Origin of the sequence: Sphaerisporangium sp. NPDC051017, assembly GCF_040683095.1 — a bacterium.
Classification (GTDB): domain Bacteria; phylum Actinomycetota; class Actinomycetes; order Streptosporangiales; family Streptosporangiaceae; genus Sphaerisporangium.
The window spans coordinates 27,516-49,431 of record NZ_JBFBCI010000063.1 but is presented as its reverse complement, the minus strand read 5'-3'; the positions used below and the strand labels follow the sequence as shown (position 1 = coordinate 49,431).

19 protein-coding genes and 2 pseudogenes are annotated in these 21,916 nt (G+C 70.5%); 5 read left to right on the top strand and 16 right to left on the bottom strand.

The features are described 5' to 3' along the window. Window positions 1-115: 115 nt before the first annotated feature. Both tnpA and AB0M95_RS33950 read left to right on the top strand, forming a co-directional pair. Window positions 116-498 (top strand): annotated as a pseudogene (gene tnpA / locus AB0M95_RS33955) (IS200/IS605 family transposase). Window positions 499-568: 70 nt separating this feature from the next. Further along, window positions 569-1,411 carry an NTP transferase domain-containing protein gene (locus AB0M95_RS33950; protein WP_363773623.1) on the top strand — a complete coding sequence of 281 codons (843 nt, stop codon included), beginning with the start codon at window positions 569-571 and terminating at the stop codon, window positions 1,409-1,411. A 127-nt stretch (window positions 1,412-1,538) separates the two neighbouring features. On the opposite strand, the gene AB0M95_RS33945 is transcribed toward AB0M95_RS33950, so the two are convergent. Further along, window positions 1,539-1,760 carry a DUF397 domain-containing protein gene (locus tag AB0M95_RS33945; protein WP_363773620.1) on the bottom strand — a complete coding sequence of 74 codons (222 nt, stop codon included), beginning with the start codon at window positions 1,758-1,760 and terminating at the stop codon, window positions 1,539-1,541. Further along, complete coding sequence (locus AB0M95_RS33940) at window positions 1,757-2,623, bottom strand: helix-turn-helix transcriptional regulator (RefSeq protein ID WP_363773617.1); 867 nt, start codon at window positions 2,621-2,623, stop codon at window positions 1,757-1,759. The genes AB0M95_RS33945 and AB0M95_RS33940 overlap by 4 nt, the downstream gene beginning before the upstream one ends. Window positions 2,624-2,768: 145 nt before the next feature. Here AB0M95_RS33940 and AB0M95_RS33935 point away from each other — a divergent pair, with 145 nt between their 5' ends. Continuing rightward, window positions 2,769-3,329: an ATP-binding protein gene (locus AB0M95_RS33935; RefSeq protein WP_363773614.1), complete on the top strand. Its 561-nt coding sequence runs from the start codon at window positions 2,769-2,771 to the stop codon at window positions 3,327-3,329. A 124-nt stretch (window positions 3,330-3,453) separates the two neighbouring features. Here the strand turns inward: AB0M95_RS33935 and dapB are convergent, their stop codons facing one another. The 13 genes and pseudogenes from dapB to rimP all read right to left on the bottom strand — a co-directional run. Further along, a complete protein-coding gene (gene dapB, locus AB0M95_RS33930) occupies window positions 3,454-4,191 on the bottom strand; it encodes a 4-hydroxy-tetrahydrodipicolinate reductase (RefSeq protein ID WP_363773612.1) in 738 nt (245 codons plus the stop codon). Window positions 4,192-4,364: 173 nt separating this feature from the next. Beyond that, window positions 4,365-5,675: a pitrilysin family protein gene (locus AB0M95_RS33925; protein ID WP_363773609.1), complete on the bottom strand. Its 1,311-nt coding sequence runs from the start codon at window positions 5,673-5,675 to the stop codon at window positions 4,365-4,367. Beyond that, window positions 5,672-8,014, bottom strand: a complete 2,343-nt coding sequence (locus AB0M95_RS33920; protein WP_363773606.1) for a polyribonucleotide nucleotidyltransferase — start codon at window positions 8,012-8,014, stop codon at window positions 5,672-5,674. The genes AB0M95_RS33925 and AB0M95_RS33920 overlap by 4 nt, the downstream gene beginning before the upstream one ends. A gap of 422 nt (window positions 8,015-8,436) precedes the next feature. Next, window positions 8,437-8,706 carry a 30S ribosomal protein S15 gene (gene rpsO, locus AB0M95_RS33915; RefSeq protein ID WP_358517447.1) on the bottom strand — a complete coding sequence of 90 codons (270 nt, stop codon included), beginning with the start codon at window positions 8,704-8,706 and terminating at the stop codon, window positions 8,437-8,439. A gap of 192 nt (window positions 8,707-8,898) precedes the next feature. Beyond that, window positions 8,899-9,849: a bifunctional riboflavin kinase/FAD synthetase gene (locus AB0M95_RS33910; RefSeq protein WP_363773632.1), complete on the bottom strand. Its 951-nt coding sequence runs from the start codon at window positions 9,847-9,849 to the stop codon at window positions 8,899-8,901. A gap of 483 nt (window positions 9,850-10,332) precedes the next feature. Beyond that, entirely contained in the window at window positions 10,333-11,262 is a 930-nt protein-coding gene (gene truB / locus AB0M95_RS33905) for a tRNA pseudouridine(55) synthase TruB (RefSeq protein WP_358517445.1), read from the bottom strand. A gap of 39 nt (window positions 11,263-11,301) precedes the next feature. Beyond that, entirely contained in the window at window positions 11,302-12,330 is a 1,029-nt protein-coding gene (locus AB0M95_RS33900; protein WP_358517443.1) for a bifunctional oligoribonuclease/PAP phosphatase NrnA, read from the bottom strand. Further along, window positions 12,327-12,824 carry a 30S ribosome-binding factor RbfA gene (gene rbfA / locus AB0M95_RS33895; RefSeq protein ID WP_363773629.1) on the bottom strand — a complete coding sequence of 166 codons (498 nt, stop codon included), beginning with the start codon at window positions 12,822-12,824 and terminating at the stop codon, window positions 12,327-12,329. Before rbfA ends, AB0M95_RS33900 begins: the two co-directional genes overlap by 4 nt. 67 nt (window positions 12,825-12,891) lie before the next feature. Then, the gene (locus tag AB0M95_RS33890; RefSeq protein ID WP_358517441.1) at window positions 12,892-13,191 is read right to left on the bottom strand and encodes a DUF503 domain-containing protein; all 300 of its coding nucleotides are present in this window, start codon (window positions 13,189-13,191) and stop codon (window positions 12,892-12,894) included. Window positions 13,192-13,293: 102 nt separating this feature from the next. After that, window positions 13,294-16,548: a translation initiation factor IF-2 gene (infB, locus tag AB0M95_RS33885; protein ID WP_363773601.1), complete on the bottom strand. Its 3,255-nt coding sequence runs from the start codon at window positions 16,546-16,548 to the stop codon at window positions 13,294-13,296. A gap of 151 nt (window positions 16,549-16,699) precedes the next feature. Next, a complete protein-coding gene (locus AB0M95_RS33880; protein ID WP_358518028.1) occupies window positions 16,700-16,993 on the bottom strand; it encodes a YlxR family protein in 294 nt (97 codons plus the stop codon). Next, window positions 16,977-18,026 carry a transcription termination factor NusA gene (nusA, locus tag AB0M95_RS33875; protein WP_363773598.1) on the bottom strand — a complete coding sequence of 350 codons (1,050 nt, stop codon included), beginning with the start codon at window positions 18,024-18,026 and terminating at the stop codon, window positions 16,977-16,979. The genes AB0M95_RS33880 and nusA overlap by 17 nt, the downstream gene beginning before the upstream one ends. A 137-nt stretch (window positions 18,027-18,163) precedes the next feature. Further along, window positions 18,164-18,622 (bottom strand): annotated as a pseudogene (rimP, locus tag AB0M95_RS33870) (ribosome maturation factor RimP); the annotation flags it as partial. 182 nt (window positions 18,623-18,804) lie between these two features. Here rimP and AB0M95_RS33865 point away from each other — a divergent pair. Next, window positions 18,805-19,329, top strand: a complete 525-nt coding sequence (locus tag AB0M95_RS33865) for a hypothetical protein (RefSeq protein ID WP_363773595.1) — start codon at window positions 18,805-18,807, stop codon at window positions 19,327-19,329. Continuing rightward, entirely contained in the window at window positions 19,326-19,841 is a 516-nt protein-coding gene (locus AB0M95_RS33860; protein WP_358517436.1) for a ferritin-like domain-containing protein, read from the top strand. Before AB0M95_RS33865 ends, AB0M95_RS33860 begins: the two co-directional genes overlap by 4 nt. 37 nt (window positions 19,842-19,878) lie before the next feature. On the opposite strand, the gene AB0M95_RS33855 is transcribed toward AB0M95_RS33860, so the two are convergent. Next, window positions 19,879-21,627 carry a proline--tRNA ligase gene (locus tag AB0M95_RS33855; protein WP_363773592.1) on the bottom strand — a complete coding sequence of 583 codons (1,749 nt, stop codon included), beginning with the start codon at window positions 21,625-21,627 and terminating at the stop codon, window positions 19,879-19,881. Window positions 21,628-21,916: the final 289 nt, after the last annotated feature.

Sequence of the window (21,916 nt, the reverse complement as noted above, 5' to 3'; positions counted from 1 at the left end):
CAGGCGGGCCACATGCGCCCGCGTCTGCTTTACCTTCGCCACACCGTGATCGTATCGTTTCGTTGCGTCACCGCGAGGGAAACCGAACCCTGATGCGCGCAGCGGACGGCATGTCGTGCACAGCCTCCACGACCACGCCGATTTGGTGTTCGTCACGAAATATCGGCGCGGGGCCTTCACCAGGCCGATGCCGGTCCGATGCGAACAGATCATGCGGGAGGTCTGCGCCGTCTTCGAGGTCGAACATCGTGAGTTCGACGGCGAGGACGGCCACGTCCGCCTGCTGGTCTGCTATCCGCCCAAGGTCGCCTTGTCCAGGCTGGTCAACTCGTTGACGGGGGTTTCGGCTCGGGAGCTGCGCAAGGAGTTCGGCGCCCACGTCCGCGAGTACCTGTGGGTTGATCATTTCTGGTCCGGCTCCTACTTCGCCGGGTCGGCCGGCGGGCCCCGCCGGCCGTGCTCGAGCAGTACATCGAGCAGCAGAAACGATCGGTCTGATCGGGGTGGACGCCGGTTCGCCTGGCGGCGAATCGGCTGTTCTTGCCCCGCGGAACTCCGGCGGGAGCGGGTGGTGGTCGCCGCCGGGGGGCTGGGCACCCGGGTGCAGGGGTGGTCCCGCTACCTGCCCAAGGAGTGGCTGCCCGTCGGCGGCCGGCCCGGCATCGTCCATCTGCTGGAGGAGATCGCCGAACTCGGCCCCGCCCATGTGGTGGTCGTCTACCACCCGTACTACGAGCGTTTCACGGCGTGGGCGCGCCACGCGCTGGCCGCACAAGGCCACGACCGCTACCTGCGCTCGGCGGGTCATCGCCTCCCGGCCGCTACCGGCGAACTGGCCGGGATGACGGTCGAGTGGGTCGCCCAGATCGGCGCCTACGGAGACCTGACCTCGCTGCTCAACGGCGCCGACCACCTCGCCCAGGCCGGTGGCGGGGGCGAGCTTTATGTGGCCTTCGGCGACAACGTGTACCCGCAGGCCAGTCCGCTCGCCGAGCTGCGGCAGGCCCCGCCCGGTGTCGCGGTCCTCGCTCGCCCCTACCGGGCGGAACTCGCCCCGCAACGGGGTGTGATCGTGACAGAGGTCGGCCCGGACAACGCACGACGATGCATGATCGAGCTGGTGGAAAAGCCCAGCCCGCGCGCGGCGGCCGCGCTGGAGCACCGGTATGGCGTGGGCGGGCTGATGCTGCTGGAAGGCAGGGCCCGCGTCGACGCCGCTTTCATCGACTTCGCCCGCGAGCACACCGGCGAGGCAAATGCGGAGCCGAGGCTGTCGCTGGTTCTGGCGGCCTGGGCACGAACGCACCCCGTGCGCGTCGTGAGCACCCCAAGCGAAGTCGTTGATCTGGGCGCCCCGGATGGCTGGAGCCGCAGGAAGCCGTGCCCAGCGCTGCCTGGCCCCGAGTGCTGAACGAGCCTAGGACGAAAGCATGGCCACGAGCAGGAGCGTCAGTGCGGCCTGCTCGTGCTTCATCGGTACGACGGCGGCGCCTCCGTGGTGACTCTCCCGTCAGAAGGAAGCCCTCGTAGGGGATTTTTCAAAGTTCGCCGGTTAATACTCCCCCTCGGAAGGCGGCCCACTCCGATGAGGTAAATCTGAGAGGATCGCGGTCAGGGTTCTTGGAGTCGCGTACGGCCTTGGCTCCTCCGGGCAGGTCCGCAATCTCGACGCAGTTGTTCTCCGCGCCACTTGCGGAGGACTTGCGCCAGGTGGCGTCGGAGAGGTCGTAAGCGTAGAGCTCCGCTTTGGATTGGTTCACGTTCTGCTTCCTTGTTCGAGCTGTCTGATGCGGGCGTGGGAGTCTTCCACAGATAGCGCAGATGCCTGGATACGCTCAACAGCTTTGGCGAAGGGGATCGTGTCGTCCCCCTCAATGTAGGTGGCCCCGCTCAGGTTCTCCAGCAACACGACATCCGGGATAGATCTGGAGAACCTAACCAGGCTGAAACCACCCATGGTGCCCGGATGGGCCGTTGAGTCCAACGGCATGATCTGAATGGTGACGTTCGGCATCTCAGCAGCATCAAGCAGGCGACGAAGTTGCTCCCGCATCGTCGCGGGCCGGACAGCGAAACGCTGGTGGAGTGCAGCTTCGTGGATGATCGCCCAGAACTCCAGTGGATTGCCGGGCCGACTGAGAATAGCCTGACGGGCTTGGCGTACCTCAGCAAGGGCTGCGATCTCATCCGGGGTGCGGAAGTGGGTGATCCCCGCGATGTTCTCACGCGCGTAGGCGGCGGTCTGTAGTAGCCCGGGGATCAGGAGCGGCGACCACTCGCACACGCGCTCAGCATCGGTTTCGAGAGAGATGTAGTCGGCGTAGGCAGGCGCGACGACCCCACTGTACGTCTGCCACCAACCCTTCTTTCCAGCGTCTCTGGCCAAGTTCTCCAGCGCAGCCACAACTTCTGGATCACTCACTCGGTACGCAGCGAGGAGGGCGGCGACGTCCACAGGGCGGATGCTCGCGGACGCGTTCTCGATCTTCGACATCTTTGGGGCCTTCCATCCCATGGCCGCTGCCGCGTCCTCCAAAGTCATGCCGGCCTCGTTGCGGAGACGCCTCAGCGTCGAACCGAGGCGTCGACGGCGGACGGTCGGAATCAGGGGAGCGTTTGGCATGTGGGCAGTCTGGCACTCCAACGACCAGTCAGTCACCGAATTCTCACACTGAGTTAGGTAGAAAGCTTGCGCCCACAATCGGAAAGCCTCCATCATCGACTGCAAGTCGCCGTCACGCTTCGCGATCGCCTCACTCCAGTCAGCGATGACGTCCGGCGGTGCTCGGACTCGTACACGTACAGGAGGTCACATGCGGGCGGAGCGAACAGAAGCGGAGCCGGGTTTCTACTTGGCTCGGGCGGCGAGTGGGTTCATCGTGCACATGAACGTCTGCGAGGAGAACTTGCGGGCAGTGCGGAAGGTAACGCTCGAGGTCTTGGCTGCTGCCGGGGTCAACATCGAGACGGCCGAGTCAGCGCGACTGGTCGCGTCAGAACTGATTGGGAACGCCGTGCGGGCCTGCGGGCACTGGGTGCCGGTCGTTGTCGAGGTCGAGCAGGACACCAAGGGGATCTGGGTAAAGGTGCATGACCCGAACCCGGCTCACCTGCCCGTACGGTCGGGAACGGCTCCCGACGACCCGAACGCCGAGTCTGGGCGCGGCCTATGGCTACTGGACGCGCTCGCCCCGGGCTGGGACGTCGTACTCACCCCCATCGGCAAGCAGGTCCGTTGCCTGCTCCCCGCGCCGGAGGCCCTGCTGGCCGTGGTGCTGGGCACCGCCGACACCGAACACGACGTGCGCAAGCGGGCAGAAACGATCTAGGCAGGGGCTCTGGCACAGTCGACCATCGGCAGGTGACGTCGCGCACGCTCTCCGGCCTGTTCGCCTTCTTCGCCCTGGTACAGGTCGCCGTTGACGAGGTCCGTGCGAGTCGCTCGACGGGGTCTCAGAGGTCGAGGAGGTGTTCCAAGCCGATGGTGAGGCCGGGGAGGTCGCGGATGCGGCGGACGCCGAGGAGCACGCCCGGGGTGAACGACGAGCGGTTCATCGTGTCGTGCCGGATCGTGAGGATCTCGCCGTCGCCGCCGAGCAGGACCTCCTGGTGGGCGATCAGCCCAGCCAGGCGCACGCCGTGGACGTGCACGCCCTCGACGTCGGCGCCTCGCGCGCCGGGCAGCTCGGAGCTGGTGGCGTCCGGCATCGCGCCGAGGCCCGCCTTGCGCCGCGCCTCGGCGACCAGTTCGGCGGTGCGCCGGGCGGTGCCCGAGGGGGCGTCCGCCTTGTTCGGGTGGTGCAGCTCGATGATCTCGACCGACTCGAAGAAGCGCGCGGCCTGCTGGGCGAAGTGCATCATCAGCACCGCGGCGATGCCGAAGTTCGGGGCGATCAGGGCGTTGACGCCGGGGTTCTCGGCCAGCCAGCCGCGCACGACCTCCAGGCGGGCCGCGTCGAAGCCGGTCGTGCCCACCACCGGGTGGACGCCGTGCTCGATGCACCACCGCAGATTGTCCATGACGACGTCGGGGTGGGTGAAGTCGACGACGACCTCGGCCGGTGTGAGCGACTCGATGGGGTCGCCGGCGTCGACCGCCGCGACGAGCTCCATGTCCTCGGCCGCGTGGACCGCCTTGCAGACTTCGACACCGACGCGCCCGCGGGCGCCCAGAACTCCAACCCTGATCACGATGCCCAAGCGTAGCGCCAAACCCGGGTCCTCCGGAGAAGACCCGGGCGGGTGCGGCCACGCCCGGACGTGACCACGATCGGCTTCTCAACGGCCCGGCGCCTGGCCCCGGGACGGGAGCCCGGGGCCGGCGGAAGGCGATCCGTTCAGGCCGTTGAGATCGTTCGGGCGGTTCAGGCGATGAAGGAGCTGAAGTCCTTGTCGCCGTACGGACCGATGACGGCGAGCGTCATCGGCCGGGAGAGGATCTCGCGCGCGATGGCGTCGACCTCCTCGGGGGTGACGGCCTCGATGCGGGCCAGCACCTCGTCCACCGACATGAGCGTGTCGTACACGAGCTCGCTCTTGCCGATGCGGGACATGCGCGACCCGGTGTCCTCGAGGCCGAGCACGAGCCCGCCGCGCATCTGGCCCTTGCCGCGGGCGATCTCCTCCTCGGTGATGCTCTCGGCGACGACCCGGGAGATCTCCTCGCGGCAGATCTTCAGGACGTCGTCGATCTTGCCGGGGAGGCAGCCGACGTAGACGCCGAACTGGCCGGTGTCGGCGTACTGCGTGGTGTAGCTGTACGCCGAGTAGGCCAGGGCGCGCTTCTCGCGGATCTCCTGGAACAGGCGCGAGGACATGCCCCCGCCCAGGGCCGCGTTGAGCACCCCGAGGGCGAAGCGCCGGTCGTCGGTGCGCGACAGCGCGGTGGTGCCGAGGACCAGGTTGGCCTGCTCGGTGGGCCGGTCGATCAGCCGCGCGCCCGAGCGCGCCACGGCCCCCTCGCCTGACAGGCGCGGGGCCACCGGCTCGGCCGTGCCGCCGAGCGCGCCCGCCCGCTCGTACGCCGTGGCGACGAGCTCCACGACCCGCTCGTGCGAGACGTTGCCGCACACCGAGACCACGGTGTGCGGGGGCAGGTAGTAGCGCTGGTAGTACTCGGCGATGCGGTCGCGAGAGAGCGCGTTGATCGACTCCACCGAGCCGAGGATGGGCCGCCCGATCGGGACGTCGCCGTACAACTCTGCGGAGAACGCCTCGTGCACGGCGTCGGACGGGTCGTCGTCGTGCATGGCGATCTCTTCGAGGATCACGCCGCGCTCGGACTCGACGTCCTCGGCGGTGACCAGCGAGGAGGTCACGACGTCGGCGAGGACGTCGATCGCCAAGGGCAGGTCCTCGTCCAGGACCCGCGCGTAGTAGCAGGTGTACTCCTTGGCGGTGAAGGCGTTGATCTCGCCGCCGATGCCCTCGATCGCCGCGGAGATCTCCAGGGCGTCGCGGGTCGGAGTGCCCTTGAACAGCAGGTGTTCGAGGAAGTGGGTGGCCCCCGTGTGCTCGGGGGCCTCGTCACGTGATCCGATGCCGACCCACATGCCGACCGCCACGGAGCGGACGGTCGGCATGGTCTCGGTCACTACCCGGAGCCCCCCGGGGAGGACGGTGCGGCGTACCACCCCGGCGCCGTCCCTGCCGGGGTGCAGAGTCGTGGTCGTCACGAGTTGCGGTCGTCCCGTCCGCCGCGGGTGCGGGCGCGCCGCGGCCGGTCGCCTCCGCGCTCCTCACGGGGCTCGCGGGCCTCGCGCGGCTCGCGGAACTCCGGCTCGGGGCGGGAGCCGCCGTCGACGTCGACGTCATCGCCGCCGCTCTCGGCCTTGGCCGCGGCCTCCTTCTCGATGACCTCGACCGGCACCAGGGACAGCTTGCCGCGCGAGTCGATCTCGGCGATCTCCACCTGGATCTTGTCGCCGACGTTCATGACGTCCTCGACGTTCTCGATGCGCTTGCCGCCGTGCAGCTTGCGGATCTGGGAGACGTGCAGCAGGCCGTCCTTGCCGGGCATCAGGCTGACGAACGCGCCGAAGGCCGCGATCTTGACGACCGTGCCCAGGTAGCGCTCGCCGACCTCCGGCATGTGCGGGTTGGCGATCGAGTTGATCGTGCTGCGCGCGGCCTCCGCCGACGGGCCGTCGGTGGCGCCGATGTAGATCGTGCCGTCGTCCTCGATCGTGATCTCGGCGCCGGTGTCGTCCTGGATCTGATTGATCATCTTGCCCTTGGGGCCGATGACCTCGCCGATCTTGTCGACCGGGACCTTGATGGTGATGATGCGCGGCGCGGTCGGGTTCATCTCGGCCGGGGAGTCGATCGCCTCCTGCATGACCGAAAGGATCGCCAGCCGCGCGGCCCGGGCCTGCTTGAGCGCCGCGGCGAGGACCTCGGCCGGGATGCCGTCCAGCTTGGTGTCGAGCTGGAGGGCGGTGATGAGCTCGCGGGTGCCGGCGACCTTGAAGTCCATGTCGCCCATGGCGTCCTCGGCGCCGAGGATGTCCGTCAGCGTGACGTACTGGTCGCCCTCGCCGATGAGGCCCATCGCGATGCCCGCCACCATCTCCTTCAGCGGGACACCCGCGTCCAGGAGCGACATGGTGGAGGCGCAGACCGAGCCCATGCTGGTCGAGCCGTTGGAGCCGAGCGCCTCCGACACCTGGCGGATGGCGTACGGGAACTCCTCGCGGCTCGGCAGCACCGGCAGCAGCGCCCGCTCGGCGAGCGCGCCGTGGCCGATCTCGCGGCGCTTGGGCGAGCCCACCCGGCCGGTCTCGCCGGTGGAGTAGGGCGGGAAGTTGTAGTTGTGCATGTAGCGCTTGGTGCGCTCGGGGTTGAGCGTGTCGATCATCTGCTCCATGCGCAGCATGTTCAGCGTGGTGATGCCCAGGATCTGGGTCTCGCCGCGCTCGAACAGGGCCGAGCCGTGGACCCGCGGGACCACGTGGACCTCGGCGCTGAGCTGGCGGATGTCCTTGGTGCCCCGGCCGTCGATGCGCACGCCCTCGTTGATGACGCGCTCGCGCATGAGCTTCTTGGTGAGCGAGCGGAACGCGGCGGAGATCTCCTTCTCGCGGCCCTCGAAGTCGGACCCGACCTTCTCCAGCGCCAGAGCCTTGACCCGGTCGAGCTCGGTCTCGCGCTCCTTCTTGCCGGCGATGGTCAGCGCGGAGGCCAGCTCGCTCTTCACGGCGCCGGCGACGGCCTCGTACGCGTCCTCCTGGTAGTCCAGGAAGATCGGGTACTGGGCGGTCTCCTTGGCGGCGACCTGGGCGATCTTGTTCTGCGCCTCGACCAGCACCTTGATGAACGGCTTGGCGGCCTCCAGGCCCTCGGCCACGGTCTCCTCGGTGGGCGCGACGGAGCCCTCGGCGACGAGCCTGAGCGTGTCGCGGGTGGACTCGGCCTCGACCATCATGATCGCGACGTCGCCGTCCTCCAGGACCCGGCCGGCGACGACCATGTCGAAGGTCGCGCCCTCCAGCTCGGAGTGGGTCGGGAATGCCACCCACTGGCCGTTGATCAGCGCGACGCGGACGCCGCCGATCGGGCCCGAGAAGGGCAGCCCGGCGAGCTGAGTGGAGAGGCTGGCCGCGTTGATCGCGACCACGTCGTACAGGTGGTCGGGGTTGAGGGCCATCACCGTGGCCACGACCTGGACCTCGTTGCGCAGGCCCTTGACGAAGGACGGGCGCAGCGGGCGGTCGATCAGGCGGCAGGTGAGAATGGCGTCCTCGGACGGCCGGCCCTCACGGCGGAAGAACGAGCCGGGGATGCGGCCCGCGGCGTACATCCGCTCCTCGACGTCGACCGTGAGCGGAAAGAAGTCCAGGCCTTCCTTGGGATGCTTGGACGCGGTGGTGGCGGACAGGACCATCGTGTCGTCGTCAAGGTAAACGACGGCGCTTCCCGCCGCCTGGCGCGCGAGCCGCCCGGTCTCGAACCGGACGGTACGCGTGCCGAACGAGCCGTTGTCTATGACGGCTTCCGTGCTGTGGACACCCTCCACGGGGGACCTCCTCTTGGGTCGGTCGCCCGCGTCCGTGCTGTCTCGCACGCTCAGGCACTCTCGCCGAGCGGCCGGGCGTCTTCGCGTTCGGCCCGCTCGTGCCTGGCATCGTGCCTACCGGCTCCCCGTCATGTGCAGCGCCGGTCTTCGATCGAAGCACCCGGGCTGTACGGCGACCTCGCCGTCGACATCCGGAAGCCACTACCGAGGACCGGCCCGCAGGCGTCACGGGGACGCGCGTGTTCAGCGCTGTGCGGACGCGGGGCACTTCTTCGGCTGTTCAGTTGTCTTTCATCACATCAGGCCAGTGTGCTCAATCAGAGCCCGGTCGCGCTACGACGCGCCGACCATGTTTCCCCGTATCAAGGTGGCCTTTGCCCTGATATGAGAGAGGGAGCGGCAGGAAGCCGCTCCCTTCCACATTATCGACGCAGGCCGAGCCGCTCGATGAGGGTGCGGTACCGCGTGATGTCCTTGCTCATGAGGTACTTCAGCAGGCGGCGCCGACGGCCGACCAGCAGCAGCAGCCCGCGGCGGCTGTGGTGGTCGTGCTTGTGGGTCTTGAGGTGCTCGGTGAGCTCGCTGATGCGCTTGCTCAGCAGAGCGATCTGCACCTCAGGGGACCCGGTGTCCCCATCGCCGGTACCGTAATCGGCGATGATCTGCTTCTTGGCGGCGGTGTCGAGCGACACGGCTCTCCTTAGATCTTCTACGGGCGCACGCGACTGGTCGAATGTCTACGAACGACCGTGTGCGCCTACAGTCGCCGTAAATGCCGACGGGCAGCGCGCAGCGCGCCGAAACCGAGCCGACACGTCAGGCTACCACCGACGCGGCACCACCGCGCTCGATGCGCGCACCCCACCCCGGGCGCCCCGGGCCGATCACCCGGCGATCAGGCGCCGGGCCTCGTCGACATCGCGGCGCATCTGCTCGACGAGCGCCTCGATCGAGTCGAACTTCAGCGTGTCGCGAAGCCGCACGGCGAAGTCGACCACCACATGGGCGCCGTAGAGATCGAGATCGTCGCGGTCCAGGGCGTACGCCTCCACCGTGCGCTCGACGCCCTCGAACGTCGGGTTGGTGCCGATGGAGATCGCCGCCGGCCAGCGGTGACCGTCGTACGGCGAGGGCGACTGGACGCACTCGAGCCAGCCCGCGTAGACGCCGTCGGCCGGGATCGCCGTGAACGGGGGCGACTCGACGTTGGCCGTGGGAAACCCGAGCAGGGCCCGGCCCCGCTGGTGGCCCCGGACGACCACGCCCTCCACCCGGTGGGGACGGCCGAGCGCCTCGGCCGCCGCCGCGACGTCGCCGGAGGCCAGGCTCTCTCGGATCGAGCTGGAGGAGATCGCCTCCCCGTCGGTCACCAGAGGAACCCCCTCGGCGACGAAGTCGTACTTCTCGCCGAGCTCGCGCAGCGTGTCGACGTCGCCCGCGGCCTTGTGGCCGAACCTGAAGTTCTCACCCACGACCACGCCCGCCGCGTGCAGGCGGTCGACGAGCACGGCCTGGACGAACTCGTCGGGGGTCATCCGGGAGAACTCCAGCGTGAACGGCAGCACGCAGACCGCGTCCACACCGAGCGCGCCGAGCAGCTCGCCGCGATGCCGGGGCGTCGTGAGACGGGTCGGGTGCGCGCCCGGCCTCACCACCTCGTCCGGATGGGGGTCGAACGTGATCACCACGGAGGGGAGGCCGAGATCAGCCGCCAGGGCCACGGCCCGCGTGACCATGCGCTGATGCCCCCGGTGCACGCCGTCGAACACCCCGATCGTGATGACAGACCTGCCCCAGTCTCTGGGCACGTCTTCGAGTCCGTGCCAGCGCTGCACCTCGACCCCGTTCCTGTGCTGATCTTCGTACCCGTTCACCACGCCTGCCGTGCGGGATGATTTTCTCCACACGGGGTCGAGAGTAGCCCACTCGGGCGGGCGGCTTGAGCCCGGAGCCGCACAGTGGGGGGACTACGGGGTGTCGTACCCGGCGAGCGCGCCCGCTCATGGACACCCCCGGAGGTCGTACGTGACGATCATCCCTGCCCGCCGCGTGCCGATACAGGCTCTCTGATTCGATTAGCGAATCGTAGTTAGGTCGTGGCATACTGTTACCAACACGCCCGGCGCCCAGGCGACGTCGGGCACCCTCCCCGGTCAGGCCGTGCACGCCTGACCGGTCAGCGTCCGGAGGGACGTGCTCGACGGGCCGGCGGCTCCAGTTGCCGGCACCAGGGCACGAAGACGATTGGTGAATACCGGGCAGCTCGTTGTGCCTTGATTCTGTGTAACGCACAGGATCGCTAAGCCAATCAGAGACGCTCAGGGGACGAAGACCGCGAGCGGTTTGACCGTCCTGCCGTGTTCCTCCACCAGGGCGAGCAGGGTGCCGTCCGGAGCGAAGACGCCGATGGGCCCGCCGCCGAGGCCGGCCGAGGGCAGGCGCCCGCCGTGACCGATCATGCGGGCCTGCTCCTCAGAGACGTCCATGCGGGGGAAGGCCGCCGCCACCGCCTCGGCCATCGGCAGGATCGCGCAGTCCTGGGCGAGCTGATCGATGGTCCTGGCCACCGACAGGTCGTACGGGCCCACGCGCGTGCGGCGCAGGGCGGTCAGGTGGCCGCCGACGCCCAGCGCCTCCCCCAGGTCGCGGGCCAGCGAGCGGATGTAGGTGCCGCTGGAGCAGCTCACCGAGGCGTCGACCTCGACGGCGTCCCCGTCACGCCGCACGGCGGTCACCTCGAACGCGTGGACCGTCACAGGCCGGGCCGCGAGCGCGACCTCCTCGCCCGCCCTGGCCCGCTTGTAGGCGCGCTCGCCGTTCACCTTGATCGCGCTGACCTGCGGCGGAACCTGGAGGATCGGCCCGGTGAGCGCGGCGACGCCCGCGCGGATCGCCTCGTCGGTCACCCCCGCTGCCGAGGTCTCGGCGAGCACCTCGCCCTCGGCGTCGTCGGTGTTGGTCGTGGCCCCGAGGCGAATCGTCGCGTCGTACCCCTTCTCGGTCAGCGCGAGGTGGCCGAGAAGGCGGGTGGCCTTCTCGACGCCGACCACGAGCACGCCGGTGGCCATCGGGTCCAGGGTGCCCGCGTGCCCGACCCTGCGCGTGCCGGCCAGGCGCCGCATCTTGCCGACGACGTCGTGGGACGTCCAGCCGGCGGGCTTGTCCACGATGATCAGGCCGCTGGGCGGCACGGGACGCCTGGCCCGCGCCGTGCCCTCGCCCGCTCCGGTGCCGCCCGTCGTGCTCATGCCAGACCCGTCCTTGTCGATGAATTCGCGGCGCGCGCCTCAGACCGAGGGGCGCAGAAGGCTGCGGAATCTCGCGACCGTCTCCTCAGGGGAGTCGTGCGAGGTGAAACCGGCCGCCCGGACGTGGCCGCCGCCGCCCATGGCCGTGCAGGCCCGGCCGACGTCGACCCCGCCCTTGGAGCGCGTGGACACCTGCCAGGCGCCGTCGTCGTCCTCCTTGAGCACGACCGCGACATCCGGCTCGTCGGTGCGGCGGATCACGTCGATGATGCCCTCGCACTCCTCGTACGGAAGGCAGTAGGCGGCGCGGTCGGCGCGCGGGACGTACGTCCACACCATGCCGAGCCCGCCCGCGGCGGCCGGGTCGAGGGTCACCCGGCCGAGGGCCGCGGCGAGCACCTTGAGGTAGGCGAACGGGGAACGGTCCCACAGCTCGCGCGCGATCTCGTCGGTGCGCAGGCCGGCCGCCACCAGGCGGGCCGCCATGTGGTGGGCGGCGGGCGTGGTGCAGGAATGCCGGAACGACCCGGTGTCGGTGACCAGCCCCGTGTACAGGCAGGTGGCGATGTCGCGGTCCACCGGGTACCCGAGCCGGCCGAGCAGCTCCTCCACGAGCATGGACGTCGAGGCCGCCGCGGAGTCGACGAGCGGGACGCTGCCGAAACCCGTGTTGGACGGGTGGTGGTCGATCACGATCAACTCGTGGGCCTTGCCTGCGTTGGGGGCGAGCAGACCGAGACGGTCGAGGGTGGGGACGTCGAAGCTGATCATCACGTCGGGCTCGGCCGGGTAGTCGCCGGGCTCGACCAGCAGGTCCTGGCCGGGGAGGTACCGCAGCAGCCGCGGCACCGAGAACCGCCGCTCGCCGAACGACGCCACCACCCGCTTGCCGGCGGCGCGCAGGGCCAGCCCCATGCCCAGCATGGAGCCAAGCGCGTCCCCGTCCGGGGAGACGTGGCAGACCAGCGCGATCTCGCGGGCCTCCCGGACGAGCTCGGCGGCCCGCCGCCAGTCGCCCTCGCGGACGACGTGCGCGAGCGGGGTGTGGGATGAGGTGCCGGTGGTCACAGTGCGGTACGCCTCGCCCTGTCGATGGTCGGCTCGGCCATGCCGCCGAGGTCGTCGCCGTCCTCGTCGTCCTCCTCGCCGGGCCTGCGGTAGGGGTCCGCCTCGCCCGCGTGGACCGCGCCCTCGGCCTTCTTGGCGATCTCCTCGTCCCGGGCGCGGGCCTCGGCGAGCAGCTCGTCCAGGTGCCGCGCGTTGTCGGGAAGCGGGTCGTGGCTGAAGGTCAGCGTCGGGGTGTGCCGGACGCCGGTCTGGCGGCCGACCTCCGAGCGAATGATGCCCTTGGCGCTTTCCAGGGCGGCCGCGGTGTCCGCCCGCTCGGCCTCCGACCCGAACACGGTGTAGTACACGGTCGCGTCACGGAGATCGGGGGTGATGCGGGTGTCGGTCACGGTGACGAAGCCGAGGCGGGGATCCTTGATCCGCCGCTCCAGCATCTCGGCCACGACCTGCTGAATGCGGTCCGCAAGTTTACGGGCGCGTGCTGCGTCCACGATCGCGCTCCCCCTCTTTGCTCGCTTTTCTCGCTTAACGGCCCGCGGGAAGCATGACTTCCCGCGGGCCCTAATCTTCGTCCTCGTTGAAGAGCCGTTGTCTCGCGGACAGGACCTCGATCTCCGGATGGAACGCGACCAGCCGCTCGCACGCCTCCAGCACCTCGCCGCAGTTGGCGGCGGTGGCGGAGACGACGGCGACGCCGATCTCGCTGCGGCGGTGCAGGTCGAGATGGCCGGTCTCGGCGACCGCGACCGCGGGGAACCGACGGCGCACCTCGGCGATGAGCGGGCGCACCACGGAGCGCTTCTGCTTCAGCGAATGGACGTCGCCGAGCAGGATGTCCAAAGTCAGAGCACCTATGTACATGGCCGGCGCCGCTTGTCACGGGGTTGAGGGCACGGCAGGGGCGACCGCGGGGCCCACGAGGGGAACCCCGCGGACGCCCGCCGCCGTGCTACCTCCACACCGTCAGACGCGCGGCTTCTCCCGCATCTCGAACGTCTCGATGACGTCGTCGATCTTGATGTCGTTGTACCCGAGGCCGATACCGCACTCGAAGCCCTCGCGGACCTCGGTCGCGTCGTCCTTGAACCTGCGCAGGGACGACACCGTGAGGTTGTCGGCCACGACGACACCGTCGCGGATGATCCGGGCCTTGCTGTTGCGGGTGATCGTGCCCGAGCGGACCAGACAGCCCGCCACGTTGCCGATCCGCGGAACCTTGAAGACCTCGCGGACCTCGGCCGTGCCGGTCTGCGTCTCCTCGAACTCCGGCTTCAGCATGCCCTTCAGGGCCGCCTCGATCTCCTCGATCGCCTGGTAGATGACCGAGTAGTAGCGGATGTCGACGCCCTCGCGCTCGGCCAGGTCGCGCGCCCGCACCTCGGGGCGCACGTTGAAGCCGATGATGACGGCGTTGTCGTCCGCGATCGCCAGGTTGACGTCGTACTCGGTGATGGCGCCGACCGCGCGGTGGAGCACCCGCAGCCGGACCTCGTCGCCGACGTCGATCTTGAGCAGCGCGTCCTCGAGGGCTTCCACGGAACCGGAGACGTCACCCTTGATGATGAGCTTGAGCTCGTCGGTGTTGCCCTTCTCCATGTCCTGGAACAGCTCTTCGAGCGTGCGGCGGCGGCTGGACTTCGCCATGTCGGCGATGCGCTGCCGGGCCACGCGCTGCTGGGCGATCTGCCGGGCCATGCGGTCGTCGTTGACGACGATGAAGTTGTCACCGGCGCCGGGGACGGCCGTGAGGCCGAGCACCTGGACCGGACGCGACGGGTCGGCCTCGGTGACCGGCTGCAGGTTGTCATCCAGCAGCGCCCGGACGCGGCCGAAGGCCTCGCCACAGACGATCGAGTCGCCGACGCGCAGCGTGCCGCGCTGGACCAGCACCGTGGCGACCGGGCCGCGGCCCTTGTCCAGGTGGGCCTCGATGGCGATGCCCTGGGCGTCCATCTTCGGGTTCGCCCGAAGGTCGAGCTCGGCGTCCGCTGTGAGGAGGATCGCCTCCAGCAGGTCGTCGATGCCGAGACCCTCCTTGGCGGAGATGTCCACGAACATCGTCGAGCCGCCGTACTCTTCGGCCACCAGACCGTACTCGGTGAGCTGGGCCCGCACCTTCGTCGGGTCCGCGCCCTCCTTGTCGATCTTGTTCACCGCGACCACGATCGGCACCTCGGCCGCGTGGGCGTGGTTGAGCGCCTCGATGGTCTGCGGCTTCACGCCGTCGTCGGCGGCGACCACCAGCACGGCGATGTCCGTCGCCTGGGCACCACGGGCACGCATGGCGGTGAACGCCTCGTGACCCGGGGTGTCGATGAAGGTGATCTTCCGCTCGTTGCCCTCGTGCTCGGTCGCCACCTGGTAGGCGCCGATGTGCTGGGTGATGCCGCCGGCCTCGCGGGCCACCACGTTGGTGTTGCGGATCGCGTCCAGCAGCTTCGTCTTACCGTGGTCGACGTGACCCATGACGGTCACGACCGGCGGGCGCGGCGCGAGGTCGGACTCGTCGCCCTCGTCCTCGCCGAACTCGATGTCGAAGGACTCGAGAAGCTCGCGGTCCTCCTCCTCCGGGCTGACGACCTGGATGACGTAGTTGAGCTCGGCGCCCAGCAGCTGCAGGGTCTCCTCGTTCACCGACTGGGTGGCGGTCACCATCTCGCCGAGGTGCAGCATGATCTGCACCAGCGACGCCGGGTTCGCGCCGATCTTGTCGGCGAAGTCGGACAGGGAGGCTCCGCGCGGAAGGCGCAGCGTCTGGCCGGTGCCGCGGGGAACCTGCACGCCGCCGATCGACGGCGCCTGCATGTTGTCGAACTCTTGACGCCTCTGGCGCTTGGACTTGCGACCACGCGTGGGACGCCCGCCGGGACGACCGAAGGCGCCCGCGGTGCCACCACCACGGCCGCGACCGCCGCCACCGCCGGGACGACCGGCGAAACCACCGCCGCCACCGGTGCCGGCACCGGCTCCGGCGCCGCCGGGACGACCGCCCGCACCCGTGCGCGGACCGGCGAAGCCGCCGCCACCAGGACGAGGACCGCCACCGCCGCCACCGGGACGACCGCCGCCGCCACCGCCGGGACGGCCACCGCCGCCACCGGGACGACCGCCGCCGCCACCGCCACCGCCACCTCCGCCCCCACCGGGGCCGAGCGGACGGGAAGGCATCATCATCGGGTTCGGACGCGGGCCACCGGGACGGGGACCACCCGCACCGGGAGCGCCGCCGGGCCGCGGGCCGGGCACCGGGCCCGGACGCGGGCCACCCGCACCGGGCGGGCCGGGACGGGCGCCGGGCGGACGCGGCATCGCGCCGTCGCGGGGACCGCCGTCACGACGCGGCTCGCGAGGACCGTCACGGCCGTCGCGGCGCGGCTCGCGGGGGCCGCCCTCACGGGGACCACCGTCGCGGCCGGGAGGGCCACCGCCCTCACGGCCCGGACGCGGCGGGCGCTGGCCCATGCCGCTCGCGGTGGACGAGAAGGGGTTGTTGCCCGGGCGCGGGCCGCGCGGGCCCGGCTTCGGGCCGCCCGGACGCGGCGCGCCGGACGACGGGGCTCCGGACCTGGGACCCGCCGGGGCGCCACCGGGGGCGCCTCCGCCGGGAGCCGAGGAGCCCGCCGGACGCGGCCCGGGGCCGGGACGCGGGCCGGGCTTCGGACCGGGGCCGGGACGGGCGCCCGGGGCCGCCGGGCGGGGCGTCTCGGAACGCGGCGCGTCGGAGCGTGCCGCCTCGGTGCGCGGCGCCTCGAACCGCGGAGCCTCGGAACGCGGGACCTCGGGGCGCGGCGCGGCCGGGCGGGGAGCCTCGGGACGCGGCGCCGGGCGAGGGGCCTCCTGCGCCGGCTGCTGGTTGACCGGCTGGTTGACATGGGGCATCGGAACGGGCGGACGCGGCGCGATGTTGCCGGGACCGGGGCGCGGCCCGGGACCGGGACGCGGGCCGGGGCGCGGAGCCGCCTGGCCGGGTGTCGCACCGTTGCCGGCCGGGCTCGGGCCCGGACGGGGGGACGCCTTCGGCGCCCTGGACGACCTGTCGCCGCCCCTGGAATCGGAGGAGCCCCTGTTGAACGCCTCCGTAAGCTTGCGGACCACCGGCGCCTCTATCGTTGAAGACGCCGATCGTACAAACTCGCCCATTTCTTGGAGCTTGGCCATCACGACCTTGCTCTCGACTCCGAACTCCTTGGCGAGTTCGTAGACTCGGACCTTCGCCACTGCACTCCCTAACTCGGCCCGGGAGGCTGTGCCGCCGGACCGTCGCTACCTAGACGTACTCATCGCCGCATGCTCATCAGGCGCTCATCGCTATCTGACCCGCCCATCGACTCGGCGTCCTACATGACAGTTGGTAACCATTCACCCGGTCCTATTCGGCGTCAAGCCCCGCGAGACAAGCCCGCACGCACGCCGCGTCGAGCGGCCCCGTCGTGCGAAACGCACGCGGGAACGCCCGGCGACGTTCGGCGAGCTCCAGGCAGCGCAGAGCCGGATGCACATACGCACCGCGGCCATGCGACCGGCCTCGCTGGTCGGGAACGATCTCGTTCTCGACCACCACCAGGCGGAGCAGCTCGGACTTTACCGTGCGAACCCGGCAGCCCACACATGTTCTGAGAGGGGCCGCCCGGCCACCGTATTCAAGCTTACCTTGTGGAGGCATCGGCGGGACCGACGGCATTCCCCGTATTCCCCGTATCTCCGGATACCCGGACGTCCCCGGCCGCCGCGGCCTGGGTGTCGGGACGGATGTCGATGCGCCACCCGGTGAGGCGAGCGGCGAGGCGGGCGTTCTGCCCCTCCTTGCCGATCGCGAGCGAGAGCTGGTAGTCGGGCACCGTGACCCGCGCCACGCGCCCGTCCAGGTCGATCACCTCGACATGGGAAACCCGCGCGGGCGACAGGGCATTCCCGACGAACTCGGCCGGGTCCTCCGACCAGTCGATGATGTCGATCTTCTCGCCGTGCAGTTCGGTCATCACGTTGCGGACCCGCGACCCCATCGGGCCGATGCAGGCGCCCTTGGCGTTGACGCCTCCCCGGCGCGAGCGGACCGCGATCTTGGTGCGGTGGCCGGCCTCCCGGGCGATGGCCGCGATCTCGACGGTGCCGTCGGCGATCTCGGGGACCTCCAGGGCGAACAGCTTCTTCACCAGGTTCGGGTGGGTGCGCGACAGCGTGACCGAGGGACCCTTGTGCCCCTTCTTCACCTGCACGACGTAGCAGCGCAGCCGCTCGCCGTGGACGTACTCCTCACCGGGGACCTGCTCGTTGTGCGGCAGGATCGCCTCGATCTTGCCGAGGTCGACCAGCACCACGCGGGGGTCCTTGCCCTGCTGGATGACGCCCGCCACCAGCTCGCCCTCGCGGCTCGCGAACTCGCCGAAGTTGATCTCGTCCTCGGCGTTCCTGAGCTGCTGCAGGATGACCTGCTTGGCGGTGGTCGCGGCGATGCGGCTGAAGTTGCCCGGGGTGTCGTCGTACTCCCGGATCACCTGGCCGTCCTCGTCCAGCTCGGAGGCCCAGATGCTCACGTGGCCGGACTGGCGGTCCAGCTCGGCACGCGCCTTGCCCGCCGCGCCCTCGGTGCGGTGGTAGGCGATGAGCAGCGCGTCCTCGATCGCCTTGACGACCAGGTCGAAGGAGATGTCCTTCTCCCGCTCAAGGCTGCGCAGGACGCTCATGTCAATGTCCACAAGGCTCCCCCTTAGCCCTTGGCGCCGTCGTCGCCGGCGTCGTGTTCTTCGTCTTCGTCTTCGTCGTCCACGTCGTCGGTCTCGTCGGCGTCGTCATCTATGTCGTCCGCGTCGTCTTCCAGGCCGTCCAAGCCGTCCGGCCGGTTGAACTCGACCTGGACCCGCCCCTTGGTGAGCTCCTCCCAGGCGAACAGACGCGCCGCGCCGCCCACCGAGAGCTTGACCCCGGCCTCCTCGGCCGACAGGACGCGGCCCTCGACCGTGGTGCCGTCGCGCAGGTCGGCCTTCACCAGCCTGCCCTTGGCCCTGCGCCAGTGGCGCGGCTCGGTCAGCGGGCGGTCGACCCCGGGCGAGCTGACCTCCAGGACGTACGGGCCGCCGCCCATCGCGTCGCTTTCGTCGAGCGCCTTGGAGACGAGCTTACTGACGTCGGCGACCTTGTCGAGGCTCACGCCGCCGTCGCCGTCGACGACGATGCGCAGGAGCCGCCGCTTGCCGACGGGCGTCACCGTGACGCCCTCCAGATCGAGGCCCTCGACGGCGACGACGGGCTCGAGAAGCTTGATCAGGCGGTCGCGTCGAGCATCGGCGCCCATGCTGACCTCCCATTGATTATCGGCCATCCGGGCACGGCGGCCAAAGGTGTACCTCGCCCCAACGGTTCACCAGCCTATCGACACCAGGACGCGGAAAGAGCGCCACTCGGTCACCCACCGGGTGATGCGCCGTACGATGCTATGTGCCAAGCCAGCAAAAGCCGTCATCCACGGGAGGTGCCGTGCGTCAGCGTGCCGTGTCCCGGCGCGCGGTGCTGCGCGGCACCGCCGCGGGGGCGGTCGCCGCGGCCGTCGCCGGCTGTTCCACCGGGCAGAACGGGCACGGGGGCACCGCCCCTTCCGGCCCCGCCACGCCCGACCCCGAGACCGTCCTGGTGACCAAGGTCATCGCCGACAAGGAGCGCATCGTCGCCCTCTACCGGCAGGCCGCCGCGCCCGGGTCCAAGGCCGCGGCCGTGCTGCTGCCCTTCCAGCGGCGCCACGAGGCCCACATCGCCGAGCTGCGCCGCCGCCTGCCGAGGTCGCCGATGCCCGCGACTCCCACGCCGTCGGGGCCCACGCCGTCACCCACGGGGTCCGCCTCGCCCGGCAAGATCTCGATCGGCAGGCTGCGCGAGGCCGAACGCAAGGCCGCGGCCACCCGCCCGCGCCAGATCGGCGACGTCTCCCCCGCGCTGGCGCAGCTTCTGGCCTGCATCGGCGCCTGCGAGGCCGCGCACGCCGCCGCCCTGGCGAGGGTGTCGTGACCGGCGCGCCGCAGCCGCCGGGCACTCTCAACGCCCTGAACGCCCTCAACAAGGTGCTGGACGCCGAGCACGCCGCCGTGTACGCGTACGGCTTCGTGGGCGCGCGCACGAGCGGCCGGCAGCGGTCCTCGGCGACGGACGGCTACAACGCCCACCGCGCCCGGCGCGACCAGCTCCGCGGGCTGATCGCGGCCAGGGGCGGCACGCCGTCGGAGTCCGGCGCGGCCTATGACCTGCCGTTCCCGGTGAACGCCGCCGCCGACGCCGCGCGCCTGGCGGCCCTGGTGGAGGACCGCGTCACCGCCGCCTACCTGGAGCTGGCCGCGGTCGAGGACGCCTCGCTGCGCCGGCTGGCGGCCCTGGCGATGCAGGAGTCGGCGGTCCGGGGGTACGGCTGGCGTCCGGCCATCGCGGACCTGCCCGGCTGGACCGCTCCGGTGGGCGCCACGCCGCCCCCGCAGCCGATCACTCCGCCGCCGGTTTCCCTTGGCCAGCCGGACTTGTCGCGATAATTCCACGTTCGCCAAACGCGTTTCGGACGGAGAAGGCTCAGGCCTCCGGCGCCGCGGCGGCCAGCACCCGCGCGACGGCCTCGGACAGAGGAATCTCCTCCTTGACCCCGCTCGCGCGGTCGCGCAGCTCGGCGACCCCCTGCGCGAGCCCGCGGCCGATGATCAGGATGGTGGGGACGCCCAGCAGCTCGGCGTCCTTGAACTTCACCCCCGGCGAGACCGCGGCGCGGTCGTCCACGAGCACGCGCAGCCCCTTGGCCTCGAGCTCCTCGGCGAGCCTCACCGCGACCTCGACCTGGTTCTCCTTGCCGGTGCCGACGATGTGGACGTCGGCGGGCGCGACCTCGCGCGGCCAGACCAGGCCCAGCTCGTCGTGCTTCTGCTCGGCGAGGACGGCCACGGCGCGCGAGACGCCCACGCCGTAGGAGCCCATGGTGACGCGGATCGGCTTCCCGTCGGGGCCGAGCGCGTCGAGGGACGCGGCGTCGGCGTACTTGCGGCCGAGCTGGAAGATGTGGCCGATCTCGATGCCGCGGTCGATGGACAGCGGGTGGGCGCAGCGGGGGCAGTCGTCGCCCGCGCGGACCTCGGCCGCCTCGATCGTGCCGTCGGCCTCGAAGTCGCGCCCGGCCACGACGTGCGCCGCGTGCCTGCCGGGCTCGTTGGCGCCGGTGACCCAGGAGGTGCCCGCCACGACGCGCGGGTCCACCAGGTAGCGGATGCCGAGCTCCTTGAGGATCTGCGGGCCGATGTAGCCGCGCACGAGGCCGGGGTGGCGCTCGAAGTCGGCGGCCTCGAAGATCTCGGGGATGCCCGGGGAGAGCGAGGCCTCCAGGCGCTTGAAGTCGACCTCGCGGTCGCCGGGCAGGCCGACGATCAGCGTCTCGGTCTCGTCGGAGCCGGGCGTGCGCACCTTGACCACGATGTTCTTCAGCGTGTCGGCGGCGGTGACGCCGAGGCCGTACCGCTCGTTGACGAAGGAGACCAGCGACTCGATGGTCGGGGTGTCCGGCGTGTCGAGCACCTCCAGGGCGGGGTGCCCGGTGGTTACGGCCTTGGGCGCGGGGGTGACGACGGCCTCGGCATTGGCGGCGAACCCGCAGTTGTGGCAGGCCACGAAGGTGTCCTCGCCGGTGGGGGCGGACGCGAGGAACTCCTCGGACGCCGAGCCGCCCATGGCGCCGGAGACCGCGAAGACGATCTTGTAGCTGATGCCGAGCCGGTCGAACAGCTTGATGTACGCCTCGCGGTGCAGCTCGTAGGAGCGCTTGAGCCCGTCGTCGTCGAGGTCGAAGGAGTAGGAGTCCTTCATGAGGAACTCACGGCCGCGCAGGATGCCTGCCCGGGGACGCGCCTCGTCGCGGTACTTCGTCTGGACTTGATAAAGGATGACCGGATAGTCCTTGTAGGAGGAGTACTCCCCCTTGACCATGTCGGTGAACAGCTCCTCGTGGGTGGGACCCAGGAGGTAGTCGGCGCCCTTGCGGTCCTTCAGCCGGAACAGCGTGTCACCGTACTCGACCCAGCGGCCGCTGGCCTCGTAGTACTCGCGGGGCAGCAGCGCGGGGAACAGCACCTCCTGGCCGCCGATCGCGTTCATCTCCTCGCGCACCACGCGCGCGACGTTCTCCAGGACGATCTTGCCGAGGGGCAGCCAGGAGTAGATGCCCGGGGCGACGCGGCGGACGTAGCCGGCGCGGACGAGCAGTTTGTGGCTCGGCACCTCCGCGTCCGCCGGATCCTCACGCAGGGTGCGAAGGAACAGGGTGGACATACGCAGCAGCACGGCTACTCCTCGGTCGCGGGTTGACAGGTATACAGGCTATCGAGTCCGGCGTCCGTCCTCGCCCCGATAACGGCCCCACACGGCCCCACACGCCGTCGTTCCCGCGCCACAAGATCTCGGCGCGCCACGCCCCACGCGCCCCCCGCCCTCCATAGGCTGGGCATGTGAGCACGCGGCTCCCTCCCCCGGACGCTCCGTGCCTCGGAGGTGACCGGGCCGCGTCATCTCGATGACCTCCGGCGCGCGAGTCTGGCCGGGACGATCGTGTTCCGCGAGAATCGCTCCAAGA